Annotated in this window: 1 protein-coding gene; it reads left to right on the plus strand. The window is 63.3% G+C overall.

What is annotated here, in order from left to right:
• Nucleotides 1-57: 57 nt before the first annotated feature.
• Complete coding sequence (locus EJA70_RS26255; protein WP_158834647.1) at nucleotides 58-15618, plus strand: non-ribosomal peptide synthetase; 15561 nt, start codon at nucleotides 58-60, stop codon at nucleotides 15616-15618.
• Nucleotides 15619-15626 lie beyond the last annotated feature (8 nt).

A 15626-nucleotide genomic window follows, 5' to 3' on the forward strand; every position in this document is an offset into this window, starting at 1 on the left:
GTTTTATAGGGACGACGTGCCTTTGTGCTTCCTGCCTACTGATCCGGATGCTAAGAAATGAATGCTGAAGACTCCTTGAAACTTGCTCGCCGGTTTATCGGGTTGCCCCTGGAAAAGCGCCAGATGTTCCTCGCGGCCCTGCAAAAGGAGGGCGTGGATTTCGCCCGGTTCCCGATTCCCGCCGGGATCGAGGCCGAAGATCGCCAGGCGTTGTCTTACGCGCAGCAACGGATGTGGTTTCTCTGGCAACTGGACCCGCACAGCGGCGCCTACAACTTGCCGGGTGCGGTGCGCCTGAGCGGGCGGCTGAATCTGTCGGCACTGGAGCAGGCGTTTGCCGCACTGGTCGCCCGCCATGAAACCCTGCGCACGGTGTTCCAGCGGCAGGCGGATGACAGTCTGCTGCAAGTGCCCGCCACGGCGACCTTGAACATCCGTCACGAAGATTTCAGCGCGCTGCCGGCCGCCGAACGCGAGGAAGCGGTCGTTCGTGCCGCCGAGCAACAATCGGTGTTGCCGTTCGATCTGGCCGTCGGGCCGTTGCTGCGGGTCACCTTGCTCAAGCTCGCCGAGCAGGAGCACGTATTGCTGCTGACCCTGCACCACATCGTTTCCGATGGCTGGTCGATGAACGTGCTGATCGACGAATTCATCCGTTGCTATGACGCCTTTGACGCCGGCCAGCCACCGGCGCTGGCAGCGCTACCGGTGCAGTACAGTGATTACGCGCTGTGGCAACGCCGTTGGCTGGAAGCCGGCGAGCAGGCGCGGCAACTGGAATATTGGCAGGCGCAGTTGGGTGATGAGCACCCGGTGCTGGAATTGCCGCTGGACCATTCGCGCCCGGCCATGCCGAGCTATCGCGGCCCGCGCTATGAGTTTGCCGTCGACGGTCAATTGGCCGAGCAACTGCGCGCCACCGCGCAACAGCATCAAGTCACGTTGTTCATGTTGTTGCTCGGCGCGTTCAATGCGCTGCTGCACCGTTACACCGGGCAGACCGACATCCGTGTCGGCGTGCCGATTGCCAACCGCAATCGCGCCGAGATCGAAGGCCTGATCGGTTTCTTCGTCAACACCCAGGTGCTGCGCACAAAAGTGGATGGCCAGACCCGCGTCGATGCGTTGCTGCAAGCGATCAAAGAGACGGCGCTCGGCGCTCAGGCCCATCAGGATCTGCCATTCGAGCAACTGGTCGAAGCGCTGAAACTGGAACGCAGCCTCAGTCACACGCCGCTGTTCCAGGTGATGTACAACCACCAGCCGCAGGTGGCCGATATCGCCGCCCTCAGCACGGCCTCGGGCCTGGTGCTCGACAGCCTCGAATGGCAAAGCCGCACCACCCAGTTTGACCTGACACTCGACACCTACGAGAAGGGCGGCAAGCTACACGCTGCACTGACCTACGCCAGCGATCTGTTCGACGCGCCGACCATCGAACGGATGGCGCGCCACTGGTTGCGCCTGCTCAAGGCAATGGTCGCCGATCCTGCGCAACGCATTGGCGAACTGCCGTTGCTGGACGCGGATGAGCAGCACACGCTGGTGCACGCCTGGAACGCTACAGCAGCGGTTTATCCGTGCGGGCAGCCGATTCATCAATTGATCGAAGCCCAAGTGGCGCGCACCCCGAATGCCCCGGCGCTGGTGTTCGCCGAGCAAACCCTGAGTTATGCACAACTGGATGCCCGAGCCAACCAACTGGCGCATCTGTTGCGTGATCAAGGCGTGCGGGCCGACAGTCTGGTGGGCATTTGCGTCGAGCGCTCGCTGGAAATGGTGATCGGCCTGCTGGCGATTCTCAAGGCCGGCGGCGCCTATGTGCCGCTGGATCCGGGATACCCGCAAGAGCGTCTCGCCTACATGGTCGAGGACAGCGGCATCACTTTGCTGCTGACCCAGAGTGCGCTGCTGGCGTCCCTGCCGACGGCAGGGGTGAACGTCATTACCCTCGATCAGGAAGCTGACTGGCTGGATCGCTACAGCGAAGGCCGTGTCGATGTGGTCGTTGATCCGCTGAACCTGGCGTACGTGATTTACACCTCCGGCTCCACCGGCAAACCGAAAGGTGCCGGCAACAGTCATGCGGCGCTGGTCAACCGTTTGTGCTGGATGCAGGAGGCTTACGGGCTGGATGCCAGTGATTCGGTGTTGCAGAAAACCCCGTTCAGCTTTGACGTGTCGGTCTGGGAATTTTTCTGGCCGCTGCTGACCGGCGCGCGTCTGGTCGTGGCCGCACCGGGTGCGCACCGCGATCCATCGCGGTTGATCGCAACCATCAACCACTACGGCATCAGCACGCTGCACTTTGTCCCGTCGATGTTGCAGGCGTTTATTCATGAACCGGGCGTCGAGGCCTGTGTCGGCCTCAGGCGCATTGTCTGCAGCGGCGAAGCGCTGCCGCTGGATGCGCAACTGCAAGTGTTCGCCAAGCTGCCGAAGGCCGGGCTCTACAATTTGTACGGCCCGACCGAAGCGGCCATCGACGTCACCCACTGGACCTGTGTCGACGAAGGCGCCGACAGCGTGCCGATCGGTCGGCCGATCGCCAACCTGCGCACGCATGTGCTCGACGCCGAACTGTTGCCGGTACCGAGCGGCGTCGCCGGTGAGTTGTATCTGGGCGGGGCAGGGCTGGCGCGCAGTTATCACCAGCGCCCGGCGCTGACCGCCGAGCGTTTTGTGCCGTGCCCGTTCCATGACGGCGCGCGCCTGTACCGCACCGGTGACCGGGTGCGCCAACGTGCCGACGGCGTCATCGAATACCTCGGGCGTCTCGATCATCAGGTGAAGTTGCGCGGCTTGCGTATCGAGTTGGGCGAAATCGAAACCCGCCTGATGCAGCATCCGCTGGTGCGTGAAGCCGTGGTGCTGGTGCAGGGCGGCAAACACCTGGTCGGCTATCTGGTGCTGGAAACTGCTCAGGCAGACGAACAATGGCAACAGGACGTCAAGGCCTGGCTGCTCGGCAGCCTGCCGGAATTCATGGTGCCGACCCACCTGCTGACGCTGGACCGGTTGCCGGTCACTGCCAACGGCAAGCTCGATCGCAAAGCTTTGCCGCAACCGGATGCCGCGCCGCAACAAGCCTTCGTTGCGCCGCAGGATGCCATGCAAAAGGCCCTGGCCGCGATCTGGGAAGACGTGCTCGGTCTGCAGCGTGTGGGTCTGGAAGACAACTTCTTCGAGCTGGGCGGTGATTCGATCATTTCGATTCAAGTGGTCAGCCGCGCGCGGCAGGCCGGGATCCGCATCAGCCCGCGCGACCTGTTCCAGTATCAGACTGTGCGCAGTCTGGCGTTGGTCGCAATCCTCGACAGCCACAGCTCGGTGGATCAGGCCCCGGCGACGGGCGAAGCGTTACTGGGGCCGATCCAGCAACAGTTTTTCAGCCGGACGATGCCGCGGCGTGAGCACTGGAACCAGTCCCTGTTGCTGACCCCGCGCGAGGCGCTGAATGCTCAGTGGCTCGACACGGCATTGACCCATGTGATCAACCACCACGATGCCTTGCGCCTGCGTTTTGTCGAGGGCGTCGACGGCTGGCAGCAAGCGTACGCGGCACAGGTCGAACGCGGTGACGTGTGGCTGCGCACGGCCGAGACGACCGCGCAACTGAGCGCCCATTGCGACGAAGCCCAGCGCAGTCTTGATCTGGCCAACGGGCCGCTGTTGCGCGCGGTGTTAGTGACCATGGCCGATGGCAGTCAGCGCCTGTCGCTGATCCTCCATCACCTGGTGGTGGACGGTGTGTCGTGGCGCGTGTTGCTGGAAGATTTGCAGCAAGCCTACGAACAAATCGCGGCGGGCGGTGGTGTGCAATTGCCGGCCAAGACCAGTGCGTTTCAGCGCTGGACGGCGCGCCTGAGCTCCGAGGCTTCGCGCTTCGACGATCAACTGGCTTACTGGAAGGCCCAGCACAACACCGCGCAGGATCTGCCGTGCGAACGCCCTGAAGGCAGCCTGCAAAACCGTTTCGGTAAAAAGATCGAATGGCGTCTGGACGCCGAGCGCACCCGCCAATTGCTGCAACAGGCACCGGCAGCCTATCGCACCCAGGTCAACGATCTGCTGCTGACGGCATTGGCGCGCACCATCAGTGGCTGGAGCGGTCAGCCGGGCACCCTGATCCAACTGGAAGGCCATGGTCGTGAAGACCTGTTCGACGACATTGACCTGACGCGCAGCATCGGCTGGTTCACCAGCCTGTTCGCCGTCAATCTGCTGGCGACCGAGGACCTCGACGGTTCGATCAAGGCGATCAAAGAACAACTGCGCGCGGTTCCGGACAAAGGTCTGGGTTACGGCGTGCTGCGTTATCTGGCCGCGCCGTCGGTGCGCGAAGAACTGGCTGCATTGCCTGCGCCGCGCATCACCTTCAACTATCTGGGGCAGTTCGACCGTCAGTTCGATGAGCAGGCGTTGCTGGTGCCGTCCACCGAGTTTGGCGGCGTCGCCCAGGATCAACAGGCGCCGCTGGATAACTGGTTGACGGTCGAAGGCCAGGTCTATGGCGGCGAATTGAGCCTGAGTTGGGGTTTCAGCTCGCAGATGTTCGATAGCGCCACTGTGCAAATGTTGGCTGACCGCTACGCCGCAGAATTGACTGCCCTGATCGAGCACTGCTGCGCCCTCGACATTGCGCAAGTGACGCCGTCGGACTTCCCGTTGGCGCGCATCAGCCAGGCGCAACTGGAGGCGTTGCCGGTCGCCGCCGCCGTCATCGAAGATGTTTATCCGTTGTCGCCGATGCAGCAGGGCATGTTGTTCCATACCCTGTATGAACCGCAGGTCGAGGCGTACATCAGCCAGATGCGCCTGGACATCCAGGGCCTCGATCCGCAGCGTTTTGCCGACGCCTGGCAAGCGGCGCTGGCGCGTCATGATGTGTTGCGCAGCAGCTTCCACTGGCAAGGCCTGGACAGCGCCCATCAAGTGATCAGCCGCCAAGTGCAACTGCCGCTGCAGGTGCTGGACAACACGGACACCGATGCGCTGGCCGAGACGGAGCGGGCGCAGGGTTTCGAACTCGACTGCGCGCCGTTGTTGCGCCTGAAACTGGTGCGCACCGGTGCCGATCACTGGCACTTGATCTACACCAGCCATCACATCCTCATGGACGGCTGGAGTAACGCGCAACTGCTCGGCGAGGTGATTTCGCACTACGCCGACGCGCGTTCATTGCCGGCGCCGGTGGGGCATTACCGCGATTACATGGGCTGGTTGCAGCAGCAATCGGCAGACGCTGGCAAGGCGTTCTGGAACGCTGCGCTGGCGCCGTTGCAGGCGCCGACACTGCTTGCCGATGCCGTGCGTGCGCCCGTGGCTGGCCACGGCACAGACGAGCATCGCGAGGTGATCGACGCCGCCGCGACGCGGCGTCTGGGCGAGTTCGCTCGTCAGCAGAAAGTCACCCTCAACACGTTGCTGCAAGCGGCCTGGAGCCTGTTGCTGCAACGCTACACCGGGCAGGACTGCGTAGCGTTCGGCGCCACGGTGGCCGGTCGTTCGGCGCCGCTGCCGGGCATCGAGCAGCAATTGGGGTTGTTCATCAACACCTTGCCGCTGGTGTGCAACCCGCGCCCGGATCAGCACGTCGGGCAGTGGTTGAGTGATCTGCAGGCGCAGAACCTGGCCCTGCGTGAATTCGAGCATGTGCCGTTGTATGACATTCAAGGCTGGGCAGGGCATCAGGGCTCGGCGCTGTTCGACAGTCTGCTGGTGTTCGAAAACTTCCCGGTCGCCGAGGCACTGAAACAGGGCGCGCCGGCCGGGTTGACCTTCGGCAACCTGCATAACCATGAACGCACTCACTATCCGCTGACGCTGGGCATCGAACTGGGCGCCACGCTGAGCCTGGAGATGAGCTACGACGCCGCGCGATTCAGCGCCGCGCAAGTGCACATGCTCTGCGCCAACCTGCGCCACTTGCTTGAGCAATTGATCACCAACGTCACCGCTTGCCTCGGCAACCTGACGTTGCTCGATGAAGCTGCAACGCACGCCATGCTCGCCCATTGCCAGCCGCCGGCGCTGCAATTGCAGCACACCGGCCTGGTGCACGAGCGCATTGCCGCGCAGGCCAAAGCCACACCGCAGGCACTGGCCGTACAGTGCGGTGAACAGCGTCTGAGCTATGACGAACTCAACCGTCAGGCGAATCGCCTTGCTCACCGTCTGCTGGCCAGCGGTGCCGCACCGGGCAAACGCATCGGTCTGGCGCTGCGTCGTGGCCCGCAAATGATCGTCAGCTTGCTGGCCGTGCTGAAGACCGGCGCCGCTTACGTACCGCTGGATGCCAACTATCCGGCCCAGCGTCTGGCCTACATGATCGAAGACAGCCGTGTCGATCTGCTGCTCGATGAATCCGCTCTGCTGCAAGACGTGCCGCTGCCGGCAGGTCTTGAACATTTGCACCTGGGCGAAATCATCGAGACGCTGGGCGCTTATCCGGACAGCGATCCGCTGAATCACGCCACGGTCGATGACCTGGCGTACGTGATTTACACCTCGGGTTCCACCGGCCAGCCAAAAGGCGTGGCGATTGCTCACGCGGCGCTGCGCGAATTTTGCCAGACCGGTGCCGAGTATTCGGCGCTCACCGCCGAAGATCGCGTGCTGCAATTTGCGACGTTCAGCTTCGACGGTTTTGTCGAGCAATGTTATCCGCCGCTGTGTGTCGGTGCGGCGCTGATCATGCGCGGTGACGAACTCTGGGACGTTATCCAGTTGGCCGACCAGATCGTCGGCCATGGCGTGACCCTGGCGGACTTGCCGGCGGCTTATTGGTTCTTGCTGGCGCGTGAATGCGCTGGCGGCAACATCGCCAGCCTGGGCCCGTTGCGTCAGGTTCACGTCGGTGGTGAAGCGATGTCGGTCGAAGGCCTGCGCCTGTGGCACGAGGCCGGGTTGAGCCACGTGCGCTTGCTCAACACCTACGGGCCGACCGAGGCGACGGTGGTGTCCAGCGTCCACGATTGCCGCCTGAGCGATGCCAGCGATAGTTTCGGCATTCCGATTGGCCGAGCCATCCCCGGCCGCGCGTTGTACGTGCTCGACAGTGCCGGCCAGTTGCTGCCGGCCGGTGGTGTCGGCGAGTTGTGCATTGGTGCGAGCGCCTGTCTTGCGCAGCAGTATTTCGACCGTCCGGCCCTCACCGCCGAGCGCTTCCTGCCAGACCCGTTTGCCGCCGAGGCGGGTGCGCGGCTGTACCGCAGCGGCGACCTGGTCCGTTACAACGAAAACGGCGATCTGGAATACGCCGGGCGGATCGACCACCAAGTGAAGATTCGTGGCTTGCGCATCGAGATGGGGGAAATAGAAGCCTGTCTGCAAGCGCAGGAAGGCGTGCGCGCCGCCGCAGTCATCGCTCAGGATTTCCCGGGGGGCGCACAACTGGTGGCTTATGTGGTGCCCGAAACAGGCACCGAACCTGCGACCGCGCAGGCGCAGTGGCTGGGCTCGCTCAAAGCTTCGCTGCAACAAGTGCTGCCCGATTACATGGTGCCGGCGCACCTGCTGTTGCTGGACGCGTTGCCCCTGAACAACAACGGCAAACTGGATCGCACCGCGCTGCCGAAAGCCGAACTGAGCCAGGATTTGTGCGCTTATGCCGCGCCGCAGACCTTGCTGCAGGTGCAACTGGCGCAGATCTGGGAAGCCGTGCTGAAGTCCGGCGCGGTGGGGCTCAGCGATCACTTCTTCGAACGCGGCGGCCACTCGTTGCTCGCCACCCAGGTGATTTCCCGGGTCCGCCAGACGCTCAAGCTCGATGTGCCGATGCGCACCCTGTTCGAGCAGCCGACGCTGCAAGCCTTCGCGGCCGCCTGCGCCACCCTGCAACACAGCGAAACTGTGCCAATGCTTGCGGTGCCGCGCGGTGATGCTCTGGCGTTGTCGTATGCCCAGGAACGTCAGTGGTTCCTCTGGCAGCTGGAGCCGGACAGCGCCGCTTACCACGTGCCGAGTGCACTGCGTTTGCACGGTGCGCTGGACATCGCGGCGTTGCAGCACAGCTTCAATCAACTGGTGGCCCGTCACGAGCCGTTGCGCACCACGTTCCGTCAGGACGACGAACGCACCGTGCAGGTGGTTCATGCGCAGGGACAATTGACGATTGAACAACACCGCCTCAATACCGAAGAGGGTCTGGCGGATTGGGTGCAGGCGCAGATCCGCCAACCGTTCGATCTGTTGAACGGGCCACTGCTGCGTGTCGCCCTGCTACGGATGGCCGCGGATGATCATGTGCTGGTGATCACGCAGCACCACATCGTTTCTGACGGCTGGTCGATGCAAGTGATGGTGCGCGAACTGATGGCGATGTATGCCGCAGAACGCGCCGGACAACCGCTCGAACTGGCAGCCCTGACGCTGCAATACGCCGATTTCGCGCAGTGGCAACGGCAGTGGATGGAGGCCGGCGAACGTCAGCGTCAACTCGATTATTGGAGGGCTCAACTCGGCGGCGAGCAACCGGTGCTGGAACTGCCGCTGGACCATTCGCGTCCGGCGGTGCAGAGCTATCGTGGCGCGCGGCTGGATGCGCCGCTGGAATCCGCGTTGAGTGCGCAATTGCAGGAGGTTGCCCGACGTGAGGGGGTGACGATGTTCATGCTCTTGCTGGCCTCGTTCCAGACCCTGTTGCACCGCTACAGTGGTCAGGACGATATCCGCGTCGGTGTGCCGATTGCCAACCGCAACCGCGCTGAAACCGAAGGCCTGATCGGCTTCTTCGTCAACACCCAAGTGATGCGTGCACAGTTTGCCGGCGACCTGAGTTTCCGTGATCTGCTGGCGCAGACTCGTCAGGCCGCAATGGGCGCTCAGGCGCATCAGGATCTGCCGTTCGAGCAATTGGTCGAAGCGCTGGCGCCGGAGCGCAGCCTGAGCCACAGCCCGTTGTTCCAGGTGCTGTTCAACCACCAGCGCGATGCCGCGCCGGTCACCGATGTGGCGGGTTTGCGCATCGAAGGCCTGCCGTGGAACAGCGCCACCGCCCAATTCGACCTGACCCTGGACACCACCGAAACCGCCGCCGGGCTGATGGTCAGTCTGACCTACGCCAGCGATCTGTTCGAGGCGACGACCATCGCGCGCCTGTTCGAACACTGGCAGGCATTGCTGCGGGCGATTGTCGCTGCGCCGCAACAGGCGATTGCCGCGTTGCCGATGCTCGCTGCGCAGGAGCGTCAGCAGATTCTCGAAGACTGGAACGCCACGGCCACCGAGTACCCGCTGCACCTCAGCGTGCAGCAGTTGATCGAAGCGCAGGTGCTGCGCACGCCGGACGCCATGGCGCTGAAATACGCCGATGAATGCCTGAGCTACGCGCAACTCAATGCCCGCGCCAACCAGTTGGCGCACAAGCTGATGGCGCTGGGTGTCGGACCTGAAAGCCTGGTCGGCATCGCCGCCGAACGTTCGATCGAAATGGTCGTCGCGCTGTTGGCCGTGCTCAAGGCCGGGGGCGCCTACGTGCCGCTGGACCCTGAATACCCGCAGGATCGCCTGGCCTACATGATCGAAGACAGCGGCGTGCAGCTGTTGCTGACTCAGGCGCATCTGCTCGATGCCTTGCCGCTGAGCGGACAGGTGCAAACCCTGTTGCTCGAGGCATCGATGGAGGGCTTCGCCAGCGACAATCCGGAAGTGGCGGTCACGGGTGAGAACCTTGCCTACGTGATTTACACCTCCGGCTCCACCGGCAAACCGAAAGGCGCTGGCAACCGTCATGTCGCCCTGACCAACCGTCTGTGCTGGATGCAACAGGCCTATGAGATCGGCGCGGGCGACAGCGTGCTGCAAAAGACCCCGTTCAGCTTTGACGTGTCGGTGTGGGAGTTCTTCTGGCCACTGATGACCGGCGCACGTCTGGTCGTCGCAGCCCCGGGCGATCACCGCGATCCGGCAAAACTGGTGGCGCTGATCAATCGCGAACACATCACCACGCTGCACTTTGTGCCGTCGATGTTGCAAGCCTTCCTGCAAGACGCCGAGGTCGGTACGTGCACCAGCCTGCAACGCATCGTCTGCAGCGGTGAAGCGCTGCCGGCTGATGCGCAACAGCAAGTCTTCGCCAAGCTGCCAACTGCCGGGCTGTACAACCTTTACGGCCCGACCGAAGCGGCCATCGACGTGACGCACTGGACGTGTGTGGAGGAGGGCCGCGACAGCGTGCCGATCGGTCAGCCGATTGCCAACCTCGGTTGCTACATCCTTGACGATAACCTTGAGCCGGTGCCGACCGGCGTGCTCGGCGAGTTGTACCTGGCGGGCGTCGGTCTGGCGCGCGGCTACCACCAGCGTCCGGCGCTGACCGCCGAACGTTTTGCGGTCAGCCCTTACGGCACCGGCGAACGGCTCTATCGCACCGGTGACCTGGCGCGCTACCGCGCCGACGGCGTGATCGAATACGCCGGCCGAATCGACCATCAGGTCAAGCTGCGCGGCCTGCGTATCGAACTCGGTGAAATCGAAGCGCGTCTGCTCGAGCACGCCAATGTCCGGGAAGCCGCGGTGTTGGTGATCGACGGCAAACTGTTGACCGGTTACGTGGTGCTGAACGAAGAAAGCGCGGACTGGCGCGACACTCTGATGCGTCATCTGCACGTCGGGCTGCCGGAATACATGGTGCCCAACCAGTGGCTGACGCTGCCGCAGATGCCGTTGAGTCCCAACGGCAAGCTGGATCGCAAGGCGCTGCCGAAGCCTGGATTGGGCGCCGGCAAAGCCGAATACATCGCTCCGCGCAATCAGCTGGAGCAGCGTATCGCTGCGGTGTGGGCCGATGTGCTGAAACTGCCGCGAGTTGGCTTGGCCGATAACTTCTTTGAACTGGGTGGCGATTCGATCATCTCGATTCAAGTGGTGGCCCGTGCCCGTCAGGCTGGAATCCGCTTTACCCCCAAAGACTTGTTCCAATACCAGACCGTCCAGGCGCTGGCCGGCGTCGCGACGCTGGGCGATAGCGCGGCGCAGATCGATCAGGGCGCGGTCAGTGGCGCTACACCGTTGCTGCCATTCCAGCAGTGGTTCTTTGCGGCTGAGATTGCCGAGCGGCATCACTGGAACCAGTCGGTGATGCTCAAACCGGCCGTCAGCATTGAGGCAAATGCGCTTGAGCAAGCCTTGCAAGAACTGGTCGCGCATCACGATGCCTTGCGCCTGTCGTTCACCGAAACGGCCAACGGCTGGACCGCAAATCATCATGCAACAACGGTGCAACACAGCCTGCTGATGCAGGCGAGTGTCAGCGATGAACAACAGTTGCAGGACGCTTGCCTTGAGGCACAACGCAGCTTCGACCTGGCTCACGGCCCGCTGTTGCGTGGCTTGCTGGTGACCCTGGCCGATGGTTCGCAACGCTTGCTGCTGGCGGTGCACCACTTGGTGGTGGACGGTGTGTCCTGGCGGATTCTGCTGGAAGATTTGCAAAGCGCTTACCAGCAGCGCATCGACGGCAAGCCCCCGCGCCTGCCGGCCAAGACCAGCGCCTTCAAGCACTGGGCCGAACGTTTGCAACAGCACGCGCCGCAACGCGCTGGCGAACTCGAACTGTGGCGCGCACAACTGGCGGGTGCGCCCGTCGACCTGCCGTGCACCCATCCACAGGCCAGCCTGCAAAACCGCGATGCGCACACCGTACAGACGCGCCTCGATCAAGTGCTGACCCGACAACTGCTGCAACAGGCGCCGGCGGCGTATCGCACTCAGGTCAATGACCTGTTGATGACCGCGCTGGCCCGAGTGATCTGCCGCTGGACGGGGCACGCCTCGACCTTGATTCAGCTGGAAGGCCACGGCCGTGAAGACCTGTTCGACGACCTCGACCTGAGCCGCAGCGTCGGCTGGTTCACCAGCCTGTTCCCGGTGCGCCTGACCCCGACCGCGTCGCTTGACGGTTCGATCAAGCAGATCAAGGAACAGCTGCGGGCGATTCCTGACAAGGGCCTGGGCTTCGGCGTGCTGCGTTACTTCGGCGACGAAGCGACCCGCCGTGAGCTGGCGGCGCTGCCAACGCCGCGCATCACCTTCAACTACCTCGGCCAGTTCGACAGCCAGTTCGATGACGGCGCACTGTTCGCCCCGGCCAGCGAAAAGGCCGGCGACGAACAGAGCCCGTTGGCACCGCTGGGCAACTGGCTGGAACTCAACGGTCAGGTCTACGGTGGCGAGTTGAGCCTGGGCTGGACGTTCAGCCGGGAAATGTTCGATGAAGCGACCATTCAACGTCTGGCCGATGAGTACGCGGTCGAACTGGCGGCGCTGATCGAGCATTGCTGCGCCGCGCAGAACGCCGGCATCACGCCGTCGGACTTCCCGTTGGCGTCGCTCAACCAGCAACAGCTCGACGCCTTGCCGGGTGCCGGTGCCGATGTCGAAGACATCTACCCGCTGTCGCCGATGCAACAGGGCATGTTGTTCCACAGCCTGTATGAACAAGGTTCGGGCGATTACATCAACCAGATGCGCGTCAGCGTCGAAGGCCTGGATCCCGAGCGCTTGCGTCAGGCCTGGCAGGGCGCGGTCGACCGCCATGCGATTCTGCGCACGCGGTTCGTGTGGATCTCCGAGCAGGAAAAGCCGCTGCAAATCGTCCAGCGCCAGGCCGAGTTGCCGTTCAGCCTGCATGACTGGCGAGATCGCGCTGACCTGCCGGCGGCGCTCGACGTGCTGGCGCAAGAGCAACTGCAACAGGGCTTCGACCTGTTGCAGGCACCGTTGCTGCGTCTGGTGCTGGTGCGCACCGGCGCTGACTGCCACGAGATGATCTACACCAGCCATCACATCCTCATGGACGGCTGGAGCAACTCGCAGTTGCTCGGCGAAGTGATGCAGCGCTACGCCGGTGCAACCCCGGCCGCGCCGCTGGGCCGTTATGCTGATTACATCGGCTGGCTGCAGCGTCAGGACGGTCAGGCCAGCGAACGCTTCTGGACAGAGCGTCTGGCCGACCTGGAGGAACCGACTCACTTGGCCCGCAGCTGCCTTGATACGCTGGCGACTGCCGGCCAGAGCGGTTACGACCAGCAAACCCGGTGGCTGGACCGTGAGCAGACGCAACGTCTGGGCGCGTTCGCCCGTCAGCACAAAGTCACCCTCAACACCGTGGTGCAGGCCGCCTGGTTGCTGCTGTTGCAGCGTTACACCGGGCAACCGACCGTGGCGTTCGGCGCGACGGTCGCCGGGCGTCCGGCCGAGCTGCCAGGCGTCGAGCAACAGGTCGGGTTGTTCATCAACACCTTGCCGGTGATCGCTACCCCGCGTGTCGAGCAACCCCTCGGTGATTGGCTGCAAACAGTGCAGGCGCTGAACCTGGCCATGCGCGAATTCGAATACACGCCACTGGCCGACATCCAGCGCTGGTCCGGGCAACGTGGCGAAGGCGTGTTCGACAGCCTGTTGGTGTTCGAGAACTACCCGGTGTCGGAGGCGCTGAACAACGGTGCGCCGCAAGGCTTGCGCTTCGGCCAGGCGTGCAGTCAGGAACAGACCAACCTGCCGTTGACGGTGCTGGTGGACCTGAGCGACAGCCTGTCGTTGCAATTTGCCTACGCCCGGCAACATTTCAGCGCTGCGCAGATCGAGCAGATAGGCGGCCATTTGCAGCACCTGTTGCAGCAAATGGCCGACTCGCCGGCGCAACGTCTGTTGGCCGATCTGAGTGTGTTCGATGCCGCGCAGCACCAGGCGGTGTTGCAGGACTGGAACCGTGCGCCGGCCACCTTTACGCAAACCCGCACCCTGCCACAGCTGATCGAAGCACAAGTGCGTCGGGCACCGCAGGCCATTGCCGTGAGCCTGGGCGAGGAACAATTGAGCTACGGCGAACTCAACGCCCGCGCCAACCGCCTGGCCAATGCCCTGATCGCACGGGGTGTCGGTGCCGATGTGCTGGTCGGTCTGGCTGCCGAGCGTTCGATCGAAATGATCGTCGGCCTGGTCGCCATCCTCAAGGCCGGCGGCGCTTACCTGCCGCTGGATCCGCAATACCCGGCCGAGCGCTTGCAATACATGATCGAAGACAGCGGCATTGCTTTGCTGTTGATGCAGCCGGGGGTGCTCGATCACCTGGCGGTGGCCGAGAGCGTCGAAACCCTGTTGCTGGGTGATGACAGCCGCTGGCAGGATCAATTGGCAACCGATCCGCAGGTCTGGGCCGACAGCGCCAGCCTCGCTTACGTGATCTACACCTCGGGCTCCACCGGCAAGCCGAAAGGTACGCTGCTGGCTCACGACAATGTGCTGCGTCTGTTCGAGGCCACGGACCCTTGGTTCAGCTTCGGTGCCGAGGACCGCTGGACGCTGTTCCACTCGTACGCGTTCGACTTCTCGGTCTGGGAAATCTTCGGCGCGCTGCTGCATGGCGGGCGTCTGGTGATCGTGCCGCACAGCGTCAGCCGCTCGCCGCAAGAGTTCCATGCGCTGCTGTGCCGCGAGCGCATCACCGTGCTCAACCAGACGCCGTCGGCCTTCAAGCAACTGATGCAAGTCGCCTGCGACGCACCACAGGATGCGCAACTGTCGCTGCGTTACGTGGTGTTTGGCGGTGAAGCGCTGGAAGTGCGCAGCCTGCGTCCATGGTTCGAACGCTTCGGTGATGCTGCGCCACAACTGATCAACATGTACGGCATTACCGAAACCACGGTTCACGTGACTTACCGTCCGTTGACCCTGGCCGATCTCGAACAGGATGCCGGCAGCCCGTTGGGCGAACCGATCCCGGACCTCGGCTGGTACGTGCTCGACGCCGACCTGCAACCGGTGGCCAAGGGCTGCATCGGCGAATTGCACGTCAGCGGCGCCGGGCTGGCACGCGGTTATCTCAAGCGTGCCGACCTCAGCGCATTGCGTTTCGTGCCCAACCCGTTTGGTGACGACGGCGCGCGGCTGTACCGCACCGGTGACCTGGCGCGCTATCGCGCCGATGGCCGGATCGAGTACGCCGGACGCATCGACCATCAAGTGAAAATCCGTGGTTTCCGTATCGAGTTGGGGGAAATCGAGGCGCAATTGTTGGCGCTGCCGCAAATCCGTCAGGCCGTGGTACTCGATCAGCCAGGCGCCGGTGGCGTGCAACTGGTCGCGTATCTGGTGGCCGATCAGTCGGTCGAACTCGATCAACAGGGCCCGTGGCGTGAGCACCTGCGCCAGGCGCTCAAGCACAACCTGCCGGATTACATGGTGCCGGCGCACCTGTTGTTGCTCGACAGTCTGCCGCTGACCGCCAACGGCAAGCTCGACCGCAAGGCCCTGCCGCAACCGGATGCCAGCCTGCTGCAGAACACTTACGTGGCGCCTGAAAGTGAGCTGCAACAGCAGATTGCCGGGGTCTGGGCCGACGTGTTGAAGCTGGAGCGAGTCGGCCTGACGGACAACTTCTTCGAACTCGGTGGCCATTCGCTGCTGGCCACTCAGGTGGCCCTGCGTTTGCGTGAGTTGTTGGGCTTCGAAGTGCCGTTGGCCAGCCTGTTCGCCAGTGCCGATCTGGCGGCTTTCAGCGCGGCCGTACAAGCCCTGCAACCTGATTTGCAGCCCGTTCATGATGTTTTGGCTAAATCCTTGGAGGCTCTCAATCGTTTATCAGCAGATGAACTTGAAAAACTGATTTCCTGAGAGGACCA

Origin of the sequence: Pseudomonas sp. PB103, from assembly GCF_009764635.1 — a bacterium.
Lineage (GTDB): Bacteria > Pseudomonadota > Gammaproteobacteria > Pseudomonadales > Pseudomonadaceae > Aquipseudomonas.